The sequence below is a fragment of the Oceanihabitans sediminis genome (genome assembly GCF_003337215.1).
In the GTDB taxonomy this organism is placed as follows: domain Bacteria; phylum Bacteroidota; class Bacteroidia; order Flavobacteriales; family Flavobacteriaceae; genus Oceanihabitans; species Oceanihabitans sediminis.
The window spans coordinates 95,084-117,618 of the sequence record NZ_QPIG01000005.1 but is presented as its reverse complement, the minus strand read 5'-3'; the positions used below and the strand labels follow the sequence as shown (position 1 = coordinate 117,618).

The 22,535-nt window shown below is 32.2% G+C and carries 27 protein-coding genes and 1 tRNA gene; 8 read left to right on the top strand and 20 right to left on the bottom strand.

Annotated elements, in window-relative coordinates; all coding sequences use genetic code 11:
• Window positions 1-369: 369 nt before the first annotated feature.
• The 7 genes from DU428_RS11915 to DU428_RS11885 all read right to left on the bottom strand — a co-directional run bounded on the left by DU428_RS11915 (window position 370) and on the right by DU428_RS11885 (window position 4,479).
• Window positions 370-978, bottom strand: a complete 609-nt coding sequence (locus DU428_RS11915; RefSeq protein ID WP_123796519.1) for a hypothetical protein — start codon at window positions 976-978, stop codon at window positions 370-372.
• Window positions 979-1,226: 248 nt separating this feature from the next.
• Window positions 1,227-1,730, bottom strand: coding sequence for a DUF6705 family protein (locus DU428_RS11910; RefSeq protein ID WP_072352294.1), 504 nt, complete (start codon window positions 1,728-1,730; stop codon window positions 1,227-1,229).
• 115 nt (window positions 1,731-1,845) lie between these two features.
• Entirely contained in the window at window positions 1,846-2,106 is a 261-nt protein-coding gene (locus DU428_RS11905) for a hypothetical protein (protein WP_123796518.1), read from the bottom strand.
• Window positions 2,084-2,869 (bottom strand): hypothetical protein, encoded by a 786-nt coding sequence (locus DU428_RS11900; RefSeq protein ID WP_113966569.1) that lies wholly within the window; start codon window positions 2,867-2,869, stop codon window positions 2,084-2,086. The genes DU428_RS11905 and DU428_RS11900 overlap by 23 nt, the downstream gene beginning before the upstream one ends.
• Before the next feature lie 174 nt (window positions 2,870-3,043).
• Window positions 3,044-3,268, bottom strand: coding sequence for a hypothetical protein (locus DU428_RS11895; RefSeq protein WP_072352291.1), 225 nt, complete (start codon window positions 3,266-3,268; stop codon window positions 3,044-3,046).
• Window positions 3,269-3,457: 189 nt separating this feature from the next.
• Complete coding sequence (locus DU428_RS11890; protein ID WP_072352290.1) at window positions 3,458-4,057, bottom strand: DUF6705 family protein; 600 nt, start codon at window positions 4,055-4,057, stop codon at window positions 3,458-3,460.
• A gap of 11 nt (window positions 4,058-4,068) precedes the next feature.
• A complete protein-coding gene (locus DU428_RS11885) occupies window positions 4,069-4,479 on the bottom strand; it encodes a hypothetical protein (RefSeq protein ID WP_113966568.1) in 411 nt (136 codons plus the stop codon).
• 205 nt (window positions 4,480-4,684) lie between these two features.
• Here DU428_RS11885 and DU428_RS13460 point away from each other — a divergent pair, with 205 nt between their 5' ends.
• Window positions 4,685-4,822, top strand: coding sequence for a hypothetical protein (locus DU428_RS13460; RefSeq protein WP_165839163.1), 138 nt, complete (start codon window positions 4,685-4,687; stop codon window positions 4,820-4,822).
• On the opposite strand, the gene DU428_RS11880 is transcribed toward DU428_RS13460, so the two are convergent.
• The 3 genes from DU428_RS11880 to DU428_RS11870 form a co-directional block, all read right to left on the bottom strand.
• On the bottom strand, window positions 4,798-5,637 hold the full coding sequence (locus DU428_RS11880; RefSeq protein WP_114436857.1) for a hypothetical protein: 840 nt from the start codon (window positions 5,635-5,637) through the stop codon (window positions 4,798-4,800). The genes DU428_RS13460 and DU428_RS11880 overlap by 25 nt on opposite strands.
• A 1,180-nt stretch (window positions 5,638-6,817) precedes the next feature.
• Window positions 6,818-7,960 (bottom strand): saccharopine dehydrogenase family protein, encoded by a 1,143-nt coding sequence (locus DU428_RS11875; protein WP_113966683.1) that lies wholly within the window; start codon window positions 7,958-7,960, stop codon window positions 6,818-6,820.
• Window positions 7,961-8,313: 353 nt separating this feature from the next.
• Window positions 8,314-8,387: transfer RNA gene (locus DU428_RS11870), tRNA-Met, on the bottom strand.
• A gap of 123 nt (window positions 8,388-8,510) precedes the next feature.
• Between DU428_RS11870 and DU428_RS11865 the strand changes: the two genes are divergently transcribed.
• The gene (locus DU428_RS11865) at window positions 8,511-8,897 is read left to right on the top strand and encodes an START-like domain-containing protein (protein WP_072352309.1); all 387 of its coding nucleotides are present in this window, start codon (window positions 8,511-8,513) and stop codon (window positions 8,895-8,897) included.
• A gap of 53 nt (window positions 8,898-8,950) precedes the next feature.
• Window positions 8,951-9,796, top strand: a complete 846-nt coding sequence (locus DU428_RS11860) for an aminotransferase class IV (protein ID WP_072352287.1) — start codon at window positions 8,951-8,953, stop codon at window positions 9,794-9,796.
• Here DU428_RS11860 and DU428_RS11855 read toward each other — a convergent pair.
• From DU428_RS11855 to DU428_RS11835, 5 genes are all read right to left on the bottom strand, one after another.
• Window positions 9,789-10,349 (bottom strand): YqgE/AlgH family protein, encoded by a 561-nt coding sequence (locus tag DU428_RS11855; protein ID WP_072352286.1) that lies wholly within the window; start codon window positions 10,347-10,349, stop codon window positions 9,789-9,791. The genes DU428_RS11860 and DU428_RS11855 overlap by 8 nt on opposite strands.
• A 126-nt stretch (window positions 10,350-10,475) precedes the next feature.
• Window positions 10,476-10,748, bottom strand: a complete 273-nt coding sequence (locus DU428_RS11850; RefSeq protein WP_072352285.1) for an HU family DNA-binding protein — start codon at window positions 10,746-10,748, stop codon at window positions 10,476-10,478.
• 190 nt (window positions 10,749-10,938) lie between these two features.
• Window positions 10,939-11,886 carry a methionyl-tRNA formyltransferase gene (gene fmt / locus DU428_RS11845; protein ID WP_113966682.1) on the bottom strand — a complete coding sequence of 316 codons (948 nt, stop codon included), beginning with the start codon at window positions 11,884-11,886 and terminating at the stop codon, window positions 10,939-10,941.
• Window positions 11,886-13,787, bottom strand: a complete 1,902-nt coding sequence (locus DU428_RS11840) for a RecQ family ATP-dependent DNA helicase (RefSeq protein ID WP_072352283.1) — start codon at window positions 13,785-13,787, stop codon at window positions 11,886-11,888. Before DU428_RS11840 ends, fmt begins: the two co-directional genes overlap by 1 nt.
• On the bottom strand, window positions 13,787-14,329 hold the full coding sequence (locus tag DU428_RS11835; protein ID WP_072352282.1) for an AAA family ATPase: 543 nt from the start codon (window positions 14,327-14,329) through the stop codon (window positions 13,787-13,789). The genes DU428_RS11840 and DU428_RS11835 overlap by 1 nt, the downstream gene beginning before the upstream one ends.
• Before the next feature lie 92 nt (window positions 14,330-14,421).
• Between DU428_RS11835 and DU428_RS11830 the strand changes: the two genes are divergently transcribed.
• The 5 genes from DU428_RS11830 to DU428_RS11810 all read left to right on the top strand — a co-directional run bounded on the left by DU428_RS11830 (window position 14,422) and on the right by DU428_RS11810 (window position 19,007).
• A complete protein-coding gene (locus tag DU428_RS11830) occupies window positions 14,422-14,715 on the top strand; it encodes a DUF493 family protein (protein WP_072352281.1) in 294 nt (97 codons plus the stop codon).
• Between the two features lie 65 nt (window positions 14,716-14,780).
• Window positions 14,781-15,434 (top strand): DUF4290 domain-containing protein, encoded by a 654-nt coding sequence (locus tag DU428_RS11825; protein WP_113966681.1) that lies wholly within the window; start codon window positions 14,781-14,783, stop codon window positions 15,432-15,434.
• A gap of 6 nt (window positions 15,435-15,440) precedes the next feature.
• Window positions 15,441-16,757 (top strand): UDP-N-acetylglucosamine 1-carboxyvinyltransferase, encoded by a 1,317-nt coding sequence (murA, locus tag DU428_RS11820; protein ID WP_072352279.1) that lies wholly within the window; start codon window positions 15,441-15,443, stop codon window positions 16,755-16,757.
• A 161-nt stretch (window positions 16,758-16,918) separates the two neighbouring features.
• Window positions 16,919-17,374 (top strand): peroxiredoxin family protein, encoded by a 456-nt coding sequence (locus DU428_RS11815; protein ID WP_072352278.1) that lies wholly within the window; start codon window positions 16,919-16,921, stop codon window positions 17,372-17,374.
• Window positions 17,375-17,441: 67 nt separating this feature from the next.
• On the top strand, window positions 17,442-19,007 hold the full coding sequence (locus tag DU428_RS11810) for a protein adenylyltransferase SelO (RefSeq protein WP_113966680.1): 1,566 nt from the start codon (window positions 17,442-17,444) through the stop codon (window positions 19,005-19,007).
• Window positions 19,008-19,048: 41 nt separating this feature from the next.
• Here the strand turns inward: DU428_RS11810 and DU428_RS11805 are convergent, their stop codons facing one another.
• The 5 genes from DU428_RS11805 to DU428_RS11785 all read right to left on the bottom strand — a co-directional run bounded on the left by DU428_RS11805 (window position 19,049) and on the right by DU428_RS11785 (window position 22,253).
• Window positions 19,049-20,353: a cryptochrome/photolyase family protein gene (locus DU428_RS11805; RefSeq protein ID WP_072352276.1), complete on the bottom strand. Its 1,305-nt coding sequence runs from the start codon at window positions 20,351-20,353 to the stop codon at window positions 19,049-19,051.
• Between the two features lie 3 nt (window positions 20,354-20,356).
• Window positions 20,357-20,818 (bottom strand): SRPBCC family protein, encoded by a 462-nt coding sequence (locus DU428_RS11800; RefSeq protein ID WP_113966679.1) that lies wholly within the window; start codon window positions 20,816-20,818, stop codon window positions 20,357-20,359.
• Entirely contained in the window at window positions 20,818-21,273 is a 456-nt protein-coding gene (locus tag DU428_RS11795) for a TspO/MBR family protein (protein ID WP_072352274.1), read from the bottom strand. Before DU428_RS11795 ends, DU428_RS11800 begins: the two co-directional genes overlap by 1 nt.
• A 64-nt stretch (window positions 21,274-21,337) precedes the next feature.
• Window positions 21,338-21,883: a glutathione peroxidase gene (locus tag DU428_RS11790; protein ID WP_083585126.1), complete on the bottom strand. Its 546-nt coding sequence runs from the start codon at window positions 21,881-21,883 to the stop codon at window positions 21,338-21,340.
• Window positions 21,884-22,028: 145 nt separating this feature from the next.
• Entirely contained in the window at window positions 22,029-22,253 is a 225-nt protein-coding gene (locus tag DU428_RS11785) for a hypothetical protein (protein WP_072352273.1), read from the bottom strand.
• Between the last annotated feature and the right edge of the window lie 282 nt (window positions 22,254-22,535).

Sequence of the window (22,535 nt, the reverse complement as noted above, 5' to 3'; positions counted from 1 at the left end):
AAAACTCTCTAGGGAATTTATTCCTAAATATGGATATTATTGGAGAAGAGGGGGGATTCAAATATAATTAAAATATTTAATTGTGGGAATTTTCTTTTTGAAGTATATGGTATTTAAGTGGGGTAGCTTTTTGTTTGTTTTTGAGTTGTTGTAATATGCTTTTGTTGTTGTAAAATATGGAATGAAATAGGAGGATAGTTACAGAAGTACTATGGTAAAAAAATGAATGCTTTTTTACTTGCTTTTTACCACAGTACTTTGTTAGCATAATTTCTATTATTCGTAAAAATATTCTCTTATTTGTTTCAAGATATTTCCATTTGAAGTTGTTGCTGTTAAAATAGAATTAGTAGGATAATCATTATTATTTTATATGTATTCAATGGTATAATCTGTTTGATTTTCAGATATAATATTATTATTGTTCCAAAAATTTATTTTTGAAACTGACTCAGGAAATAATAATTTATACGGGTTATTTTTATTATCATATTCATAAGAATCAACATTTCCATTCGAATCTGTTTTAGTAGCTATATTTCCGTCATTGGAATATGTAAGTGAAAGAACATCATTAACATTAATTAACTGTTGAAAGCTATTGTACTGGTAATAATATATTATATTATCATTTGAATCCAACTTATTAATTATAAGTCCATCAATATTATACTCAAATTCATAATCAGATAATGTTCCATTATCAATAGTTTGATAATTTGTTAGTTGGTTGTCATCATTGTAATAATAGTGTTTTTCAGCTCCTGAGGAAGAAAGTTCTGTTGTCACATAATTATTACTTCCATACGTGTAATTAATACTAGTATTAGAAATTAATATATTATCATCAAAAATTTTTTCAGTAATTTTAATTAGTTTTTCTTGTTCTTCATTTAACACTTCATCATCATCATTTTCACAAGAAGTTGTCAATATTATAAGAATACAAAACAGTAAATAAGAGGAAAGGTTTTTCATGATTTTTTTAAATTTTAATTAATGCTTTTATTTTATAGTCGGAAAAACATAAAAAGGTTGCGTAATTTTATTCAAAATGTTATTTATACATATGCTCATTTAATTAATACTAACGGTCTTGTATATGAAATGTAGCAGATTGATTTGTGCAACTTATCAGTTTAAAAACAAAGATAGCAGAGAAGAATTAAACTTTAAGTTTAGCTCTTAACTGCTATTTTTTATATACGTGGTTATGGTTAGTTTTTTTAATCTATTTTAGTAAGAACTATATCTGTTGGAATAGTAAATGTCTGCGGTAATCCCACTTGTCCACCTGGTAAACGAGAAACTTTCCATGTGGCAGTTGTTGGGCAAGTAGGGCAAGTGTTTTGTAATGTAAATTTTAGTTGTCCTAATTTAACCGCATAGTTGCCATCACCACTAAAAAGCACATTATCATCGACACTTCCAGATATATATGTAGGATCACTTGAACCTAAATATATAGCATGGCCATAATAGTAATCAATTTCTGGTAGCAATAATTTGTTAGATTTATAAATAACATCGTTAGTTACGTTATTAATTAATATATAGTGACCTTTAATAACTTCGCCTTCAGAGCTTCGAGCTTTGAAAAGTTCTACTTTAAAGGTTTCATTGCCATTAATCCATTCCCAGTTTCCTACAAATGGATTTAAATTAGAATTTTGCCCAAACGAAATAGCACTGAAGGATAAAAATATAATTGAATATAATAAAGTTTTCATAATTGTTTGTTTTTAGTTGCACGGTTCTCTTTCTACCGTATTATTTTTTACATCTACTTTTTTAAAAGAGTTAAAGTTATCTGTACTTTCGAATAAAGTAATACCAAGGTCAGCTTCACCTATAAAATTTTAAAAACTCCTTTAAATCGGTTTCTGCATCATTGCTATTTACTTTTAATTTTGCATCAGGATTGTCTTTGTCAAAATATTTTTTAAATAAAGATTCTACTTTAATTCTTGATTGTGAAAATTTTAAGGCATTTGTAGTTGTTAAAGAAGCATTAATATAATTAAAAAACAGATCAATTAATTTTTGTTTATTATTAATTGTTAAAGCGTATTTAGTACCATCATTAGTAGCTAAAAAAAGCAACAAATGTGCCAGAATCTAGTTTATTAAAATAGGCTAACTTGGCGAATACTTGTAAATCTGCCATAGAAAATACGGATTGTGTTCCTGAACCATCTTCACCATAACTATCATGTGTATGGGCAAGTGATTTGTACTTTGAAGCATATTCAGGATAATCAATACCACCACTTCCAAAAACACTAGTTTTTTGATACTCGCTACCACCTTCATGAAAGGAGTGTGAATGCTCTATATTATCTGTTACTTTTGTTGCTAGAGTTTGAATTTTGGTTTTGATTGTTCGGTTATTTAAAAAGAGGTTTTCAATTTTTTTACATTCTTTTTCGTCATCAACAGAAGGGTTGACAGCAACTTCAACATTAGGAGCACAATCGCCACCAATACCTGCTATAGGTTGCCCATCTAGAATAATTGTACCAGAGGTTTGACAGTCGTCTTCATTATTATTAGAGGAGCCACCGCCTCCACCGCCACCGCCTCCGCCTGAAGGACAGTTTCTTATTTGAATAGTATCTACACAAGAACAGTTACCTAAATTATCATAAGTATGTGTAGGAGTATTACAACTACAATATTGATAGACGGATATTGTACACTCTGCCTCTGTATTTGATCTTGATGATGTATTATTTTTAGTCGACCAAATAAGTTCTCTTTCAAGGGTTAGCTTTGTAATATTACCTTGATAATTATCCATAAGTAGTGCAAATTCTCCATGTTGAAATATAAGATTATTGTTATACCACTCTAAATCGGGCTCATACATTAGTATATATCCAATATAACCTTGGTGTGTTTCTAAAAGATATAGGTTTTCAAAATTAATAGTGTTTTGGTCTTCTTTTTCAATATTAAAAGTGTATGTAGAAAATCCTGTTTCGTTTGTATATTGTATAACTTTTGTGGTGTCGATATTTTCAAGAGGTAGGAAATCATTAAATCATCTTGATAAGATATCAGATTTAGGTTTAATATGTTTTACATTTTCTATAATAGGCTTTAGCTTTGTTAATTGATTTAATGATACAACTTTGTATGATGTAGTTGTATTTTTAACATTTTCAATAACATTAAATTCTTCTTTTTGACAAGCAATAAAAAAAATGGAAACCCCGAAGAGTAGAATTCCAAGTTTTAGGTAGTTTTTTAATTTTTTTTTCTTCATACCGTTGGGTTTTAAGGTTAGTTAAAATTTTGATTTTCGTGGTAAATTAACCACAACGGTTTTGTATATAAAATGTAGCAGATTTATACGTGCTGATTTTCGGATTAAAAACAAGGATAGCAGAAAAGAAATAAACTTTGAGTTTGATACTTAACTGCTATTTTTTATATACGTGGTTGTGGTTAGTTTTTATTGTTTAATAAATGTATATTCTTGTTGCCAAGGCATTGTTGGTGATGGTGCAATACCAGTTTCATCATAATCACCATAGTAGTTAAAAGCCATAAATGCTTTTAAAGTTTCTTGACCATCTATGGTTCTTTTAATTAATTGGGTTTGTCCAAAATGATGTCCTGTAATGGCGTCTCTTATTGATATTTTTAGTACAACTTCGCCTTCAATGCAATCGCTTACAGAAACGTATATACATGTTTTTACAAAACTTGAACCCTTAATTTTGTGGCTGTAGCCTAAATCTAAACTCAAATCGTCCAGCGTATTAATGAGTTCAACACCATTTTCTATGTACTGGTATTCACCAATTATTATATCTTTGTAATATTTACCATTGAAATACATTTCTTGTTTTTCAAGTACCATTTTTAGTGATGTATTACCATTTGTGTAAAGCCAAGTGCCTTCAAAAGCATTCATTTCATTATCTAAATCTTTATAGTAAGCGTTTGTCTGTTCGTCAGACCAATCTTGTGACGGATATATTGGACTTTGTGCTATACTTATATTGCTAAAAAAGCAGGCTAATATTAATGTTATTATTATATGTTTCATTGTTTTATGTTTTAGTTACAAGGTTGGTGTTCTACTTCAGGATTTGGTGTGTTGTCGGGAAGTTTAAGTTTATCCCAATTTTCCATGGAGTTATTTGATGCTTTATATAAGGAAATACCATAATCTTTAAACTTTTTTAAAAAGACACGTTCTAAATCACTATTACCATTAGTTACTTCTTTATCATAATCTTTTTTGAGTTTTTCATTCAAATTATCCGCTTTTTCTTCCTCATCTTCTCCTTCAGTCGCATTTAAATCATCTTGCAATGCTTGGTATAATACGTTTTGATTATCTACCATAATTGCATAAACCGTACCATCATCGTTAACAATAATAATAAAAGCACTTGTTTTGTCGTAATATTCATTTATATTAGTATAAAGTGAGTTAAGCGTTTTAATATCTCTCCAAGTATACATTGGGTGTGAACCGCTTGGATGTGTATGTGCTTGCCCAAACCAATTAGGCCCAATTCTTGTCCAGGAGTTTAACTTATTAGGCCCTTCTCTAATGCCTTCTGGGTCTGCATAGCTATAAAGATCATAATTATATTCTTTAGCAAAACTTATTGAATACTCTTTATCTAAAGCAGTTTTAGTTTTTAAATTATCAATAATAGGTTTTATGTTAACACTTAAAGAATCTGTTTTGGCAAGATTTTTTAAAGTTTCGCAACCATTTTCTTCTTGTGGTTCTACAGGTGGTTTAACACCAGCAACTATATTAGGTGCACAATCTCAATTAATACCAGCTATAGGTTGACCATCTAGAATATTTGTACCAGAGGTTTGGCAGTCGTCTTCGTTAGTATTACTGCCACCACCATAATTTCCTTCTCCTTCATTACCTGTATTTGAGCCGCCTCCCGGCAATGTTATACATGTTTCTACATTTACGGTATTAAATGGCCCATTACATCTAGGTCCTCTCGGGTGACAAGCACCTGTTGGGTTACCTGAATATTTATGACAACATTCTTCCACAATACTAATAGTGCATAGGGTTGTGGTTCTGGAAGCTATATTGTTTTGAACATTTGGGTTATTACTCCAAATTACCTCTCTTTCCAAGGAGTATTTAGTAATATAACCTTGGTAAGTTTTCAAATTAAACACATGATCTCCTTCGGGTGTAAAGTTATCTACATCATTATACCAAATTTCATCTGGCTCATAACTTAAAATATATCCAATATAACCTTGGTCGGTTTCTAATAGATGTAAGTTTTCAAAATTAATAGTGTTAGGTTGTTCACTTTCAATCTTAAAAGTATAGGTAGAAAACCCCGTTTCGTTAGTGTATTGTATAACTTTAGAAGTATCAATATTTTCTAAAGGAAGGAAGGAACTAAAATTACGGTTAAGAGCAGCAATTTTAGGTTTAACCTGTTTTATATTATTTACTACAGGTTTTAATTTTTCTATTTCGTTTAGTGAAATAACTTTATAAGACGTTTCCGTTGTGGTTATTGCATCTTGCTGGTATAGCTCTTCTTTTTGGCAAGCAATAAAAAAAATGGAAACCCCGAAGAGTAGAATTCCAAGTTTTAGGTAGTTTTTTAGTTTTTGTTTCTTCATACCGTTGGGTTTTAAGGTTAGTTAAAATTTTGATTTTGGTAGTAAATTAACCACAACAATAGAGTAAACCTACTTTGGAGTTTATTCTTAAAATAAGACATTAAATATATCTATTCTGTATTAAAATTCCTATAATTTGAATTAAGAAATTTTAATAGAAAAGTGTTTTGTACTTATTTATTTAAAGGAAAAAAAGAGAAAGTTATCTCTTTGGTTTCTAAATCAAAATAGGGGAGTGTACCTTGACTGTTTACTGGAAGGTTTTTAACTAGATGAAGTCTTTTAAGGATTTTTTTTAGATCTTCACACCCTGCTTTTTAATTAAAATTATAGAAATTTAAAATTATATCTGCTAATACTTTAGTTATAAAATATAGTTTGTTTCAATATTTAAACTCTATGTTTTTACCACTAGGCGAGAATATAAATTGAAATACGAATAATACTGTCCATGATATACAGATTATTAAACCCACACTTTTAAAACCTAAACTAAAAGCCGTCTCTGATAATTAGATGATAATAATCCCATCCGATTACACCGTGCATTAAGTTGGGTGAAATGTATAGAAGAACAAGCCAATAATCCAGATCTAAAATTTATAACACTGTAGATTGCCTTTAATGCCTGTTGTGCCAATAATGATGCGGATAAGCACGAGCTGTCAGAAAAGAAAGGGTTTAGAGACTTTATTGCGAAGCTAGTCAATTTCGATGTAGAAGAGAGTTTCTTTAAAACCTTATGGTATAAATTACCAGAGCCAATAAGTTTATTAATCGATAATAAATACGCTTACAAATAATTTTGTGTGGCACAACGAGGAGTATCGGTAAATTAAGAAGCACGTTTTAAACAGTTTACATAGTTTTTATGGTGCTGTATTAAGTATTTGTTAATATGGTGTAAATCAGCAACATACTTAATAGGTATAGCGTATGTATAGCGTATTAAACCCATACATACTCCGTAGTAACCTCGTATAAACAAGGTATATTTAACAAATCATAGCTATGCAAGCAATATAAGAAGGTGCTCAAGAGTTTAAGCTTAGTGTGTAGCTCAATCTATCAGGCCTTGATGGGATTTATAGTAGGAATGGATAAAAGCCAACAAAAAAGTCCAACAAACGATTGTTGGACTCTTACTGTCTTGTCTAAGTATATAATTTCTAAACGATCCCTATAACTTTCCATATACACGACGAATAAAGTCGCCATTTAAAAATATTTTGCTATCCAACTCACTTTGTAACACAATGCCTTTTGTTTGTGTTTCCAACAACCAACTTATAGCTTGAACCAAAGCAGCTGCTGTCGTAGTTTGAATAGCTCTTAGTTTGTGTTTGCCAATTTTTTGAGGTAACACTTGCTTAGCGATCTCCTGTCTTCGTAACAATCCTTTTGAGTCTTTCCCTTCTACAGAAGCATAAATAATAATTTGATCGTCTTCTATATGCGGAATATCTCTTAGCATAATCTCTTGTAAACCAGAAATAGAATCTGTACCAGAACTTAGACTTTTCAATTGCTCTTCTACCCAGGCATAATGTCCGGGATGTCTTAGGGTTTTATAGTCTAAATGCTTTACTTTCCCACTCAGGGCATCTGCTAAGTCAGCAGCACCTCCTGAGGTTAAATCTTCCTCATAGCTTATACCATCAATAATAATTTGAGCCCTTTCTGAAAGTGCAGGTTTTGTTGTTTTTTTGTAATCTCGAAGAACAATACATTCCTTTAAGTATTCTGTAGCTACACCTATAGGACTCCAGGTAAATCCATAAAAATGTGGAGAAATAGCATTTTTGGTTAATGCACCAACTTTAAATTCTAAGGTGTCCACCTTATCTACTTCATATTGTTTACAAAAGTTTTGAAATAAATGATGCGCCAAAACATTTATATAACCAGGGGCTAGTCCAGTTTGTAATACAAATCCTGTATTTGCACCTTTAGCTATATCTATTATTTCGTTGGTTTCTGCTACATATTCTGTAAGATTAGCATAATACAGTTTATGCGTTTTTGCAATAAGAGCCATATTTGGAGCTAAGCTACCTGGTAAGCAGTCGAGTAAGGCATTACCTTGTTCAAAAATGCTCTCCATTTCTTTACTAATAGACTTGGCATCCAAGTGAAAAGGAAGCACTTGACAGGATTTAGAGCTACCATCCATGATCCACTTCGCAACGTTTTCAGCCTTTTCAAATAAGTGATCTCCTATGTAAATAGTGGGTGTTACAGTACTCCATGCAGCAAAAATAAGTCCAGCAGCCTCTGCAATACCACCTGCACCAGCTATAATAATGTTATAGTGTTTTTTCATGATTAACTTATCATTTGTCAGTCATAACAAGTTAATAAAAATATTAAAAATACGCTTGTTATCAGTTGCTTATATTTTAGTGATGGAATAGTTAACAAACTATAAAGGCGGGAGTAAGTGGAAACGGACTAAATAGTAGGCAAAAAAAAAGCCTTGTACTTCTGTACAAGACTTTTACTGCTGTAGCGAGAACGAGATTTATAGAATCTTACTTAGTAGCCATGACAATAGTAAAAGTAGAAACGCTAGCGCGTTGTATGTCTTCTTATTATGCCTTCTTCGCTTATGTGCAAGCACAACACTTAAAAGCATAAAAAAAAGCCTTGTACTTTCGTACAAGACTTTTACTGCTGTAGCGAGAACGAGATTTGAACTCGTGACCTCCGGGTTATGAATCCGACGCTCTAACCAACTGAGCTACCTCGCCATATTGAGGGTGCAAATATAAAAACAATTTTCATTCACGCAAACATTAATATTGTAAAATATTTAAAAATTATTTTTCGCACTTTATAATTAAATGTATATATTGAACAAAATATTAAAATCCATGGAAGAAAAAGTTAAATTCGAATTAGAATTCCCTATACACGCATCGCCACAGCTGCTATATCAATATATTTCAACACCTTCAGGTTTATCTGAATGGTATGCAGAAAACGTGAACTCTAGGGGAGAATTCTTTAAATTTATTTGGGATGGGTCTGAAGAACAAGCCAAATTACTAAGTAAAAAGAGTGGAGAACGTATTAAATTTAAATGGTTAGACGATGAAGATAGTAATAGCTACTTTGAAATTAGAATTCAAGTAGATGAAATTACTAAGGATGTTTCTATCATGATTACCGATTTTGCCGAAGAAGATGAAGTAGAAGAAGCAAAAATGCTTTGGGAAAATCAGATTTCCGATTTAAAACAAGTCCTTGGCTCCGCATAAAAAACAGATTATAAAACTTATATTTGTCCCGAATTAATTTTCGGGATTTTTTTATGATAAATTTTAATGGAAATATTACTAGCGAAACAGATGTAGTTTCGTTTAAAAACAGAGGTTTTAATTACGGAGATGCGGTGTTTGAAACCATAAAATTCTCTGCAGGAAAATTATTGTTTTTTGAAGATCATTACTTTAGGTTAATGGCCTCTATGCGTATTATGCGAATGGAAATTCCTATGCACTTTACTATGGAGTTTTTAGAAGAACAAATCCTACAAACGATTGAAGCTAATAAGCTTTCTGAAACTTCTGCAAGGGTAAAGCTTTTTGTAAACAGATTAGCTGGAGGTTTATATCTTCCAGAAACTAACGATGTTGAATACCTGATTAGTGTTTCTGCTTTAGATGCTGACTTTTATCTTATTCATGAAGACAAGTATGAGGTAGACCTTTTTAAAGATTACTATATTTCTCCTAGTTTACTTTCTACTTTAAAAACAAATAATAAAGCTATTCATGTTGTTGGAAGCATCTATGCTAAGGAAAATAAATTGGATAACTGTCTGATTTTAAATACCGATAAGCAAGTAGTGGAAGCATTAAACGGTAACTTATTCTTAGTTAAAGGAAACACAATTAAAACACCACCGTTAACGACAGGTTGCCTGAAAGGAGTAATGCGTAAGCAAATAATGGAAATTATTACCTTAATGCCAGATTATACTTTGGTAGAAGAAGCGATCTCTCCTTTTGAATTACAAAAAGCAGATGAATTGTTTTTTACGAATGTAATAACAGGAATTCAGTCCATAACAAAATACAGAAAAAAGGAATTTCATAATTCTGTTGCGCAGGACCTAGTAAAAAAACTAAATGTAAAGATTAGACTATCTAGTTAAGGCTAGGGTTTTCTGGTGCATTAGACCAAATACTATATTCGCCACCAAACTCTAACATCTTTTCTCTCCAAAAGGCTTTACAGTTTTTTTCTATAATTTCTTTCTTATAGATGTTTTCTGTAACTACCCAAGAGTTAGATTTTAGCTCATATTCTAATTGATCTGCGTCCCATCCGGAATATCCTAAAAAGAACCTAATATGTTTTTCATTTAGTTTCTTTTCAGAAATAAGTTCTGCAACTTTACTAAAGTCGCCTCCCCAATATATACCTAATGAAATTTCTATACTGTTAGGTATTAGTTCTGGAACTTTGTGGATGAAATATAAATTGTCTTGCTCAACCGGACCGCCATTATATACTTTAAAATTAGAGTCAATTTCTGGTATTAGGTCGTTTATGGTATATTTTAAAGGTTTGTTTAAAATAAAACCAATGGAGCCTTCTGCAGTATGATCTGCTAGTAAGACTATAGATCTATTAAATGATAAATCTCCTATAATAGAAGGTTCTGCAATCAATAAATTTCCTTTTTTAGGTTTGATTGAAATCATAAAGCTGTAGTTTATGTATTTAAATTTAGTATTTTTTTATTAAACACACAACGCTTTGTTTAATTATCGTGAAAAAAAAAGCCTTCTTTTTTTAAAGAAGGCTTTGTAAAGTATACTAAAAGTTAATTAGTTTACAGCGTTAGATAAATCTGAACCTGCTTTAAACTTAACAACGTTTTTAGCTTTGATTTTGATAGTTTCTCCTGTTTGAGGGTTTCTTCCATCTCTTGCAGCTCTTTTAGATACTGACCAAGATCCAAATCCTACTAAAGATACTCTATTTCCTTTTTGTAAAGCACCTTCAATTTCGATTAACGCACACTCTAAAGCTTTCTTTGCAGCTGCCTTAGTAATTCCTGCGTGTTCTGCCATTGCATCGATTAAATCTGTTTTGTTCATAATTTTGATTTTAAATATTAATAAATTATTGGTTAAACATTATTGTCATACCCTCTACAAAATTATACGGAAATTCAAACCACACAAGTAATAGCAAGGGAAATCCATTAGATTGTTAATAACTTTTGTGTTTTGTTAATAAAGTAGCTTGTTTTTTGTCAATTTTCCAAAAGTCAATAGCAGTAAGGCTTTAGCGGAGTTTTGCATTTTGGCTAAAATTATATCCGTTTAAAAGGGAGCTTGCATCCATTTTTCTTTTACCAGGTAGTTTTAAATCTTTGATATTAAGATAGCCTTCTTTGACAGAAACCTTTATTTCTTTTTTAGTAAAAATCACTTTTCCTATTTCCAAATCATGCACTTCTATTTCTTTTTCTGCTTCATATATTTTAATGTCTATGGTTTCTTCTCCATTTTCTAAAATACACCAAGCTGCTGGATACGGACTCAGCCCTCTTATCTTATTATATATATTGTTTATAGATTCGTTAAAATCTAGTTTACAGTTATCCTTGTTTAGCTTGTATGCTGTTTTCATTTCCGCATTTTCTGGCTGTGGTGTTCTTGTTACATCTCCTTCAGCAATAAGTGAAACGGTTTTTAGAACTAGATTAGAACCTAAGTGCATTAGTTTGTCATGTAGGCTTCCGGCATTTTCATCAGCTTCAATAGAAACTTCTTCTTGTAAGATCATTTCTCCTGTGTCTATCTTTTCATCTATAAAAAAGGTAGAAACTCCTGTTTTAGTTTCTCCATTTATAATAGCCCAATTAATAGGGGCTGCTCCACGATAGTTAGGTAGTAATGAAGCGTGTAAATTAAAGGTTCCGTATTCTGGCATTTGCCAAACCACTTTTGGTAACATTCTAAAAGCAACTACAATTTGTAGGTTGGCTTGTAAAGCAGTTAATTCCTCAATAAAGCTTTCCGCTTTTAAGTTTGTTGGCTGCATAATATGCAAGCCCTGGCTCTTGGCGTATTGTTTTACTGCAGATTCGTTTAGTTTTCTGCCTCGTCCTGCAGGCTTGTCTGGTGCTGTAATAACACCAACAATATTATACTTGTTTTCAACTAGGGTTTGTAAGGTGGCAACTGCAAAATCTGGAGTTCCCATAAATACGATTCTTAAATCTCTCATTATAAATGTGCTAATTTGTAGGTGTTTGTTTTTGTAATGGTAATTATATGGTGTTCTAATAATACTTGAATGGTGCTGTTTATTTCTTCTTCTGAAAACGAAAGATTTTTAAATAAGTCTCTTGAAGATAAGGCACCATTTTCAAGCTGACTTATAATAGCATTTTTTACCGACTTTATGTCTGTTTCTAAAGAATTTGTTTTTTTGATACATACGGAACAAACTCCGCAAGGCTCTATGTCTTTTTCTCCAAAATAGGAGAGTAGTTGCATACTTTTACAAGTATCTTCCTTTTGTATATAGTCTAAAACCGAAGCAACCTGTCTTTGTTTTAGTTCGTTTTGTTGTGTAAGTATCTTAGCAATTACATTGATGGTTTTATCATCTTCTCTAGGAAGTATGAAGGTGATTTCGGCATCTGTTTTTGCTGCATCTAAAGAAATAATTTCGTCTTTTTCTAATTGCTTCAGTACTTGAAAAACAATATTTTCATTTACAGAGGCCTTTGTAGCAATTAGAGTTGTATTGATCTTTATTTCTTGATCAAAAATACCTCCGTAAGTTCTTAAAATAGATTTCACCACCATACTTAAGTGTTGGTGCGTTTTTAAGTAAGAAAATAAGCTGTTATTGCTGACCGTAAATTGTACCAGGGTATGTCTGTTGAATTGTTTCGATAAACTAATAACACTTGTTCTATCTAAAAACTGTAATGCATTATAACTTAGTAGTCCGTTGAATTTATAGGTTTTACAGAAGTGATTAAAGTTAAACTGATGCGTAGTATCAGCACCTTCCCCGTAGGAAATCTGAAAGTAGTTACAGAGTTTTCTATATAATAACTTTACAAAATCGGATGTAGGTAAGGTGTCTAAAAACTGACTTTTCACCATAGCTACATCACTTTTGTTTTTAAGTATTACTGCAAAAGCTTTTTTGCCATTTCTTCCTGCACGACCAGCTTCTTGAAAATAACTCTCGATGCTTTCTGGAAGGTTTATATGAATAACTGTTTTAACATCAGGCTTATCAATTCCCATACCAAATGCACTTGTAGCAACCATTACTTGTTTCTTGTTGCTAAGCCAGTCTTTTAGGTTATTATCTTTTTCGGTATTAGAAAGTCCACCATGATAATAAGTAGCAGAAATATTTTGGTTTATTAGTTGATTCGAAACTTCAATGGTAGACTTTCGGTTTCTTACATATACTATAGAAGGAGCATTTTGCTTCTTTAATATGGCTTCCATTTTAAACAATTTATCATCTTCATGAAAAACCATGTAAGCAAGGTTGGGTCTGGCAAATGATTGTTTAATAATTTTAGGACTTATAAAATCTAGTTCGCTAATAATATCTTCTACTACTTTTGGAGTAGCAGAAGCGGTTAGTGCAATACAGTTTACACTAGGTTTTATTTGCCTTAGTACCTCAATATTTTTATAGGATGGTCTAAAGTCGTTTCCCCATTGCGAAATACAGTGAGCTTCATCTACTGCAATAAGATTTACATTCATTTGTCTTATTCTATCTTGAACAAGCTCTTGTTGTAAACGCTCAGGAGATAGGTATAAAAACTTATAATTTCCGTATATACAGTTGTCTAAAAGGGTGTCTAGTTGCTTGTGGTCTATACCACTAGTAAGGGCTATTGCTTTAATACCTTTATTGGTAAGCGCCTGTACTTGGTCTTTCATTAAAGCAATTAAAGGAGAAATTACAATGCAGATTCCTTCTTTTGCTAATGCTGGTATTTGAAAACATAAAGACTTTCCTCCACCAGTTGGCATAAGTGCCATGACATCTTCTCCAGCAATAACAGCATCTATTATTTCTTCTTGAAAAGGTCTAAAACTGGTAAAGTTCCAATAACGCTCTAATATGTTTATTGCATGTTGCATTATAATGCTTTAACAATATCCACGATAAAATCTGCTCTACTTTCTATAGAGCTAAAAGGCACATCTACTAATTCGTAATTATAGTTTTTATATGTGTTGATTAAGTGTTTGTGAATTTCTGTAGCTTGTTCGAAATTTTCATAACGCTCACTGTCTGGACTGAAAATTTCTTGCCATGGAGCTAAAATAAAAACATGATCATATTTGTTATTTTGGCAAGCATCTATAAACTCTTGCGGGTATTCATCTCCAATAAAGTCCATATAAGCCAAAACGTCAGGAATACCTCTGTCTAGAAAAATAAAGTCTTTGGTACATTTTTTCGCCTCATTAAACTGCTTTTTTCTGCCATCTAAAAGTAGTTGGCTAAACAAAAGTGGATCTGTTAAAAACAGTTGTTCTATCCCGTCTTCTCTAGCCTTAAGAGTTACTTGCCTAGAGATTTCTTCGCAACAATGATAGCCTCTTTTGTTGAGTTCCTTTATTAAAGATGTTTTTCCTGTTCCTGGTCCGCCAGTAATAACTATTTTCTTTGTATTCAAGTTTGGTAAGATTTTAGCTGTAAAAATCGTAATTTATATTTTAAATAAAAAATGTAAAGGAAACTGTATCTTTGTAAATTATAATATTAAACATGAAAGAAAAAGAAAATACCGAGGAGTTTTACAAGAAACTAGAAGGGCAATTGTATGATACTGCATCATGGCCATCTGAATATTTATATAAGTTTATTGTAAAAACAGAAAATAATCAAATGCCAAAAATCAGTAGTATTTTTGATAATACTGGGGCTGTAATAAAAAATATAGAATCTAAAAACGGAAAGTACACAAGTGTATCTATTCGTGTTATAATGAAAGATCCAGAAGCTGTAATCACAAAATATAAAGAAGTTGCAGAAAAAGTAGAAGGAGTTATTAGTCTTTAAAATTTTTTCGTACTTTGCGAACGCATAATAACTACGTGCAAACAATATAATTCTACACTTACATTTTGATAGATAACCTAGAATACAACACAGAGCGTGAACATTTGATTATTCCGGAATACGGAAGACATCTTCAAAAAATGATTCACCATGCTAAAACGAGAGAAACTAAAGAAGAGCGTAATAAGTTAGCAAAAGCCATTATAGCTGTAATGGGAAATATGCAACCGCACTTACGTGATGTGCCTGATTTTCAACATAAACTTTGGGATCAACTTTTCATTATGGCTGATTTCGATTTAGATGTTGATTCTCCGTATCCAAAACCTTCTAGAGAGCAACTTTACGCAAGTCCGGAACCTCTTAAGTACCCACAAAACTTTCCTAAATACAGATTTTATGGTAATAATATAAAAACCATGATTGATGTAGCTCTTACTTGGGAAGAAGGAGAAATGAAGGATGCTTTAGTTTATACTATTGCAAACCACATGAAAAAGTGTTTTCTAAATTGGAATAAAGATACTGTAGAAGACGATGTGATTTATAATCATTTATTCGAACTTTCTGACGGAAAAATAAATCTAAAAGAAACAGATGAAGATTTATCTGATGCAACTAGTTTATTAAGAAGTAAAAAGAAGTACAGTTCTAATAATAAAAAAACACATCACAAAAAAGGAAGCAATAACCAAAACCGAAACAGAAAACGTTACTAATAATTCATGGGAACATTTAAGATTGAAGGAGGACATCAGTTAAAAGGTAAAATTCAACCTCAAGGAGCAAAAAATGAAGCCTTACAAATATTATGTGCTGTATTACTAACACCAGAGTTGGTAACCATCAATAATATACCTGATATTGTAGATGTTAACAAGCTTATAGAGTTATTAAAAAGTCTAGGAGTTAAGGTTGAAAAAATAGGGAAGGGGACTTATACCTTTCAAGCAGACGAATTAAATTTAGCATACTTAGAGTCTGAACAATTTAAAATTGACGGACGTGGTTTAAGAGGATCTATTATGATTGTTGGTCCGCTTTTAGCTCGATTTGGAAAAGGATATATTCCGAAACCAGGGGGAGATAAAATTGGAAGAAGAAGACTAGATACACACTTTGAAGGATTTATAAAACTAGGTGCTAAATTCCGTTATAATAAAGAAGAATATTTTTACGGAGTAGAAGCTGATAAGCTTCAAGGAGCTTATATGTTATTAGATGAAGCTTCTGTTACCGGTACAGCAAATATTGTAATGGCAGCGGTTTTAGCAGAAGGAACTACAACCATATATAACGCAGCTTGCGAACCATATTTACAACAGCTTTGTAAAATGCTTAACCGTATGGGAGCAAAAATAAGCGGTATTGGTTCCAATATGCTTATTATAGAAGGTGTGGATGCTCTTGGAGGAACCGAACACAGAATGCTACCAGATATGATTGAAATAGGTAGCTGGATTGGTTTAGCTGCCATGACTAAAAGTGAACTTACTATTACTAATGTAAGTTGGGACGATTTAGGACAAATTCCTACTGTTTTTAGAAAATTAGGTATTACTGTTGAAAAACGTGGAGACGATATTTATATTCCTGCCCACAAAGATGGTTATGAAATACAAAGTTATATTGATGGATCTATTCTAACAATTTCTGATGCGCCTTGGCCAGGATTTACTCCAGACTTACTAAGTATTGTTTTAGTAATCCTTACACAGGCAAGAGGAAGTGCTTTGGTACACCAAAAAATGTTTGAATCTCGTTTATTCTTTGTAGATAAATTGATTGATATGGGAGCCAAAATTATTCTTTGTGATCCACATAGAGCAACGGTTATAGGTCACGATTTTAAATCGCAATTGAAAGCAACCACCATGACTTCTCCAGATATTAGAGCTGGTGTAGCTTTATTAATTGCAGCTTTATCAGCAAAAGGGACATCTACTATTCACAATATCGAGCAGATAGATAGAGGTTATGAAAATATTGACGAACGTTTACGTGCTATTGGCGCTAAGATTGAACGTTTAGAAGGAAATTAAAAATTCTCTTTGCGTTTTAATGCTTTAAGTAGCTGTATACAAATGTTTGTCTAAAATTAGTAATCTACAAGGCAAGATTAGTAGATATTTAAGCTTCGTTATATAGCTTATTAAATAAATTAAAAGGAGATATTTTCTCATTTTAGAAACGTAGCATTATTATGGAGGATAAACCATGGGAAAAACCCGGTCTTTTTAAAGCAAAGGAATTAGAGATTTCCCAATGGATAGATGCTGAAGCTAAGCACACAGACCCGATCTATCTTTCAGATTACCCCAACAAATTCAAGGTTATTTTTTGTTTTCAATATTGGTGTAAGGGTTGTCACACTAAAGGTTTTCCAACACTAATTAAAATGATCCAAGAAAAACAACACAATAATGATATTGTGTTTTTGGCTATACAAACTGTTTTTGAAGGACATAAAGAGAATAGCTTCGAGAATATGGTAGCAATACAAAAAGAGTATGGATTAAAAATACCATTCGGACATGATGCAGGAGATGCAAGTACCAATAACATTTCAAAAACAATGCTAAATTACCGAACGGAAGGTACTCCATGGTTTATTTTAATAAACGAAAAAAATAGGGTGGTATTTTCCGATTTCATCTAAGTTCTAAGTAAGGAATAGGGGAATAGTATAGACTAAGCTATTCAAGACGATACTTTAAAACATTACCATGAAATTTAATATAAAAGATACATTTACCAAAGAATTACCTGCGGATCCGATATTGGAAAACTTCAGAAGACCGGTTCATGCTTGTTTTTCTTATGTAGAACCTAAAAAGACAAAACAACCGGCATTGGTGCATGCGTCTCCTGAATTGGCTAAGGAACTTGGAATCACAGAAAATGATTTAAAGTCTGAAGCCTTTCTAAAAATCTTTTCTGGAAACAGCATGGTTGCAAATACAAAACCTTACGCCATGTGTTATGGAGGGCATCAATTTGGAAATTGGGCAGGACAATTAGGTGATGGAAGGGCTATTAATTTGTTTGAAATGGAATACAATAGCAAGCACTGGGCATTGCAGTTAAAAGGATCAGGAGAAACTCCGTACTCCAGAAGTGCAGATGGCTTGGCTGTTTTACGTTCTTCCATTCGTGAGTATTTGTGTTCTGAAGCCATGTTTCATTTAAATGTTCCTACTACAAGAGCTTTATCTATTTGTGAAACTGGCGACAGGGTTTTAAGAGATATTTTATATACCGGACATCCAGAATATGAAAAAGGAGCAGTGGTTTGTCGAGTAGCACCTTCTTTTATACGCTTTGGAAGTTTTGAAATTTTATTGGCTAGAGAAGATGTTGAAACATTAAAATTACTTACAAATTATACCATCAAACACTACTTTCCTCATATAGAAATGGGAACCAAGAAAGGCTATATTCAGTTTTTCAAAGAAGTAACAAACCGTACCTTGGACATGTTAATCCATTGGCAGCGTGTGGGGTTTGTTCATGGCGTAATGAACACGGATAATATGTCCATTCTAGGTTTAACCATTGATTACGGTCCTTATGGTTGGCTTGAAGGATATGATGAAGGTTGGACGCCTAATACCACCGATAATAGAGATAAACGCTATAGATATGGCAACCAGGCTAATATAGGTCTTTGGAATCTTTACAGATTGGCAAGCTCTCTATTCCCATTAATAGATGAGGCTGAACCTCTTGAAGCAATTCTTGAAGGCTATCGCACTGACTATAAGAAACTATACCTAAAGATGATGAAATCTAAAATCGGTATTTTTTCGGAGGAAGCGGAAGATGTTGTTCTTATTAATACATTGGAGGAGAACTTGCAATTGACCGAAACAGACATGACTATTTTCTATAGAAATCTAAGTAAGATTGATAAGAACGCTGTAATAACGGATGATTTTTTAGCTCCGGTAATGGATGCTTTTTATGTGCCAGAAGCTATAAATGGTACGATTAAGGAAGAATGGAAAACTTGGTTTCAAGCTTATGTGTCTAGGCTGCAACGCGAAGCCTTATCCAATGAGGATAGAAAAAGTAAAATGAACTCTGTAAATCCGAAATACGTCCTTAGAAATTATATGGCTCAGTTAGCCATAGAGGCAGCTGATAAAGGAGATTACTCTGTGGTAGATGAACTATACCAATTACTCTTAGATCCTTATGGAGAGCAAAAAGAATCCGAAAAATGGTTTGTAAAAAGACCAGAATGGGCTCGTAATAAAACAGGTTGCTCCATGCTTTCTTGTAGTTCTTAAAAAAACAAAGTCTCTTTAAGTTTCAAGTGAATAAATTTATTCTAACTCAAAGCTTCTTTGTAAACTCTTAAACAGCGTTCTCTAGCTTCTTTATGATCTACCATTGGCTGTGGATAGCTTAGTTCTTGAAAATCTGGAACCCATTTTTTTATATACTCTAGTTTTTTATCAAACTTATCTATTTGAGTGGTTGGATTAAATATCCTAAAATAGGGAGCAGCATCTACACCACAACCAGCTACCCATTGCCAGTTTCCAATATTACTTGCCATTTCATAATCGTGTAGTTTTTCGGCAAAATACGCTTCGCCCCAACGCCAGTCTATTAATAAGTGTTTACATAAAAAACTTCCAACCAACATACGCACACGATTGTGCATAAATCCGGTTTCATTCAATTGACGCATGCCTGCATCTACTAGGGGATAACCTGTTTTTCCTTCACACCAAAGTTGAAACTCTTTTTCGTTGTTTCGCCATTTTATTCTGTCGTATTTTGGTTTAAAACTATTGGTGACCGTATGCGGAAAATGCCAAAGAATTTGCATGAAGAATTCTCTCCAAATTAACTCTTGCCAGAATATTTCATTAGTTTCCCTTATTGCTTTTTGCATCATTTTTCGAATACTTACTGTTCCGAAACGTAAATGCGGACCTAGTTTGGAAGTGCTGTCTTTAGCAGGAAAGTTTCGTGTAGCTTCGTAGTTTTGAATCAGATGGGAGCTAAGATCATAATCTTCTATCTTTTGATTAGACTTTTTAAAACCAATAGCTTCTAAACTTAATGCAGGTAGGCTTTTGTGTTCTAAAAAGTTTTTACATAGACTTTCAGAATCGTAATTTTCTATGGGTTTCAACTTAAAAGCTTCCTTCCAAGTTCGCATATAGGGCGTATAAACTAGATATGGTTTTCCATCTTTCTTAACGATTTCCTCTTTTTCAAAAATCACTTGGTCTTTAAATGTTTTAAAGCCTATGTTTTGTTTTTCTAAGAAATTGGAGATTTCTAAATCTCTATTTATGGCGTATGGTTCGTAATCGTGATTAGTAAATACAGTTTCTAACTTATGCTCTTTTGTGAGCTTCTGGAAAACATCTACTGGCTTTCCGTGATAGATAGCAATAGAACTGTTGTAATTCTTTTTAAGTTCTTTACTTATGCTAGATAATCTTTCGTGTATAAAAGTAACACGAGCGTCTTCTTTAGGTAAATTTTCTAGTATTTCAGAATCGAAGATAAATATTGCTAAAACAGGGTTTGCAGATTGAAGTGCATGAAACAATCCGGTATTATCCTCTAGTCTTAAATCGCGTCTAAACCAAAATATGTTGATGGGTTTCTTCATAAATTAATAGCTTCCAAAGATTGTTTCTAGTTTTTGTTTTCGGTATTCAAAAATCTCTTCTAGTTTTGGTTTCACAAGAATAGGGTGTGCTAATTGACCTAAAATTCCGAAAGGAACTTTATAGTCTATAATGTCTTCCATTTCTACACCTCCTTCAATTTCTTTTATGAAATGCTTATGATGCCATAAGGCATAAGGGCCGATGCGTTGCTCATCTACAAAATATTGTTTGTCGGCAATATGGGTGATTTCTGTAATCCATTTGGTTTTAATCCCTAAAATAGGTGTTACAATGTATTGTATTATTTGTCCAGCATACATTGGTCTGTCTGCTCCAGATAGAATATGAAAACGCATGTATTCTGGTGTAATTACTTTAAGATTATTAGGGTCTGAAAGAAATTGCCATGCTGTATCTACAGATATAGGAAGGTTTTGTTTTTTGTGAAGTCTGTATATTTTCATTAATTATTTAATAGGATGTATGCGTTTAGGGAGGTAGCAATACACAGCCATAGGATATAAGGTGTAAGGAGGTATCTTGTATCTACTGAATGGAATCTGAAAAAGAAGTAAGTAACTAATAGGGTGAGTAGAATAATTACTATAAGACCGAATAAAACCTGATGTTTGTTGAAGAAAATATAATTCCAACTAACATTTAATAGGAACTGAAAGGCAAAAAGTATTAAAACTTCTTTTGTTGGCATTTTTATATATAATTGCGCCATATAAATGGAAAAGCAAATCATAATAGCTGTCCATGCAAGGCCAAAAACCCATCCAGGGGGTGTCCAAGGAGCTTGGTTTAGATTTATATACCATTCGCTTCTTGGTCCATTATTCATTAGCCAACTACCTAATCCTAAAGCTCCAAAGTTTAAAATTAAGAATGGTATTAATACTTTATAGAATTGCATTAGTATTTATTGTTATTAGTCTGTTCAGGATTTTTAACTTGTAGTTAATGTAATAAAAAAATTTTTATTCGTTGAAGTGTTTTAGGATTTTCTTACTCATTGGCTTTGTTATAGAGTAGAAATAATCTATTAGTTGGCCATCTTCGCTTATAAGGTATTTTTGAAAATTCCATTTTACACTTGAACTCGAACTTCCGTTTAATTCTTTTGAAGTTAGCCATTTATAAAGTGGATGTTGCTCAGGCCCTTTTACATCTACCTTTTCGGTCATTAAGAAGGTAACGCCGTAGTTTTTCTGGCAAAAACTTTGAATTTCTAATGCAGTTCCTGGTTCTTGACCACCAAACTGATTGGAAGGAACACCAATAACTAGTAGTTTGTCTTGGTATTGGTCGTATAGTTTTTGAAGATCTTCATATTGGCCTGTAAAACCACATTCTGAAGCCACGTTAACTATGAGTAATTTTTTTCCTTTGTATTCTGATAAATCTATTGCCTTTCCTTCCAAGCTGTTTATTTCTATATCATATATAGAACTTTGAGGTGCTGTTTGGGCTTTAGATTTATTTAAGAAGTTTAGCATGATAATGGTGATTAATAAGTATTTCATTTCTAGAATATATATGAAATTTGCTTTTGTATTATAAATAGAGTAGGGAAGTGGTTCTTCTTTAAAAAAATAAAGAAGAGGGATTCCTCTTCTTTATTCTAATAAAATAAAAACGTTATAAAAACGATTTTATAAGAAGCTTTAACTATGCCGTTAGAGGCCTTCCTTTTAATCTTTTTTCTACTTTAATTTTAATTGCGGTAAGTCTTTTCATGATGTCCATGATTTCCTTATCTTTTTTCTCTTTATATATTTCGTTTAAACCTAAAATAAGTGATTTTGCTTCTCTAGAAAGTTTCACTCTATCACTAGTACTTAGTGAATTTAACTTCGTTTGCTCAAACTCTAATGCTTTTTCAATAATAGACATAAATATGTGTTTTAAAAATTACTAACAAAATATACAATGCAATTTTTTAACTTATAACTGTAAGTACATTGCTTTTTATTGTTTAGATATGTTCTTTTTAACCTGATTAGGTGGTTAAAGGATAAATATACAAAATCGTTCTCCTTAAATATGTTAAGGATTAGATAAAATTCGCATAGTGTTATAGCTAAAGTCTATTATAGTAGATTTGTAGCTGTTTCTTTGTTAATTTTCTAAGAATAATTATAAAAAAAAGGAAGAGAAAAGCATTTCTTAGGCCAA

Coding starts and splice junctions, on each gene's coding strand:
- DU428_RS11915 (WP_123796519.1), bottom strand. CDS start 978: ATGAAAAACCTTTCCTCTTATTTACTGTTTTGTATTCTTATAATATTG.
- DU428_RS11910 (WP_072352294.1), bottom strand. CDS start 1,730: ATGAAAACTTTATTATATTCAATTATATTTTTATCCTTCAGTGCTATT.
- DU428_RS11900 (WP_113966569.1), bottom strand. CDS start 2,869: ATGTATGAGCCCGATTTAGAGTGGTATAACAATAATCTTATATTTCAA.
- DU428_RS11895 (WP_072352291.1), bottom strand. CDS start 3,268: ATGAAGAAAAAAAAATTAAAAAACTACCTAAAACTTGGAATTCTACTC.
- DU428_RS11890 (WP_072352290.1), bottom strand. CDS start 4,057: ATGAAACATATAATAATAACATTAATATTAGCCTGCTTTTTTAGCAAT.
- DU428_RS11885 (WP_113966568.1), bottom strand. CDS start 4,479: ATGTATACTTGGAGAGATATTAAAACGCTTAACTCACTTTATACTAAT.
- DU428_RS13460 (WP_165839163.1), top strand. CDS start 4,685: ATGTTAACACTTAAAGAATCTGTTTTGGCAAGATTTTTTAAAGTTTCG.
- DU428_RS11880 (WP_114436857.1), bottom strand. CDS start 5,637: ATGAAGAAACAAAAACTAAAAAACTACCTAAAACTTGGAATTCTACTC.
- DU428_RS11875 (WP_113966683.1), bottom strand. CDS start 7,960: ATGAAAAAACACTATAACATTATTATAGCTGGTGCAGGTGGTATTGCA.
- DU428_RS11865 (WP_072352309.1), top strand. CDS start 8,511: ATGGAAGAAAAAGTTAAATTCGAATTAGAATTCCCTATACACGCATCG.
- DU428_RS11860 (WP_072352287.1), top strand. CDS start 8,951: ATGATAAATTTTAATGGAAATATTACTAGCGAAACAGATGTAGTTTCG.
- DU428_RS11855 (WP_072352286.1), bottom strand. CDS start 10,349: ATGATTTCAATCAAACCTAAAAAAGGAAATTTATTGATTGCAGAACCT.
- DU428_RS11850 (WP_072352285.1), bottom strand. CDS start 10,748: ATGAACAAAACAGATTTAATCGATGCAATGGCAGAACACGCAGGAATT.
- fmt (WP_113966682.1), bottom strand. CDS start 11,886: ATGAGAGATTTAAGAATCGTATTTATGGGAACTCCAGATTTTGCAGTT.
- DU428_RS11840 (WP_072352283.1), bottom strand. CDS start 13,787: ATGCAACATGCAATAAACATATTAGAGCGTTATTGGAACTTTACCAGT.
- DU428_RS11830 (WP_072352281.1), top strand. CDS start 14,422: ATGAAAGAAAAAGAAAATACCGAGGAGTTTTACAAGAAACTAGAAGGG.
- murA (WP_072352279.1), top strand. CDS start 15,441: ATGGGAACATTTAAGATTGAAGGAGGACATCAGTTAAAAGGTAAAATT.
- DU428_RS11815 (WP_072352278.1), top strand. CDS start 16,919: ATGGAGGATAAACCATGGGAAAAACCCGGTCTTTTTAAAGCAAAGGAA.
- DU428_RS11810 (WP_113966680.1), top strand. CDS start 17,442: ATGAAATTTAATATAAAAGATACATTTACCAAAGAATTACCTGCGGAT.
- DU428_RS11805 (WP_072352276.1), bottom strand. CDS start 20,353: ATGAAGAAACCCATCAACATATTTTGGTTTAGACGCGATTTAAGACTA.
- DU428_RS11800 (WP_113966679.1), bottom strand. CDS start 20,818: ATGAAAATATACAGACTTCACAAAAAACAAAACCTTCCTATATCTGTA.
- DU428_RS11795 (WP_072352274.1), bottom strand. CDS start 21,273: ATGCAATTCTATAAAGTATTAATACCATTCTTAATTTTAAACTTTGGA.
- DU428_RS11790 (WP_083585126.1), bottom strand. CDS start 21,883: ATGAAATACTTATTAATCACCATTATCATGCTAAACTTCTTAAATAAA.
- DU428_RS11785 (WP_072352273.1), bottom strand. CDS start 22,253: ATGTCTATTATTGAAAAAGCATTAGAGTTTGAGCAAACGAAGTTAAAT.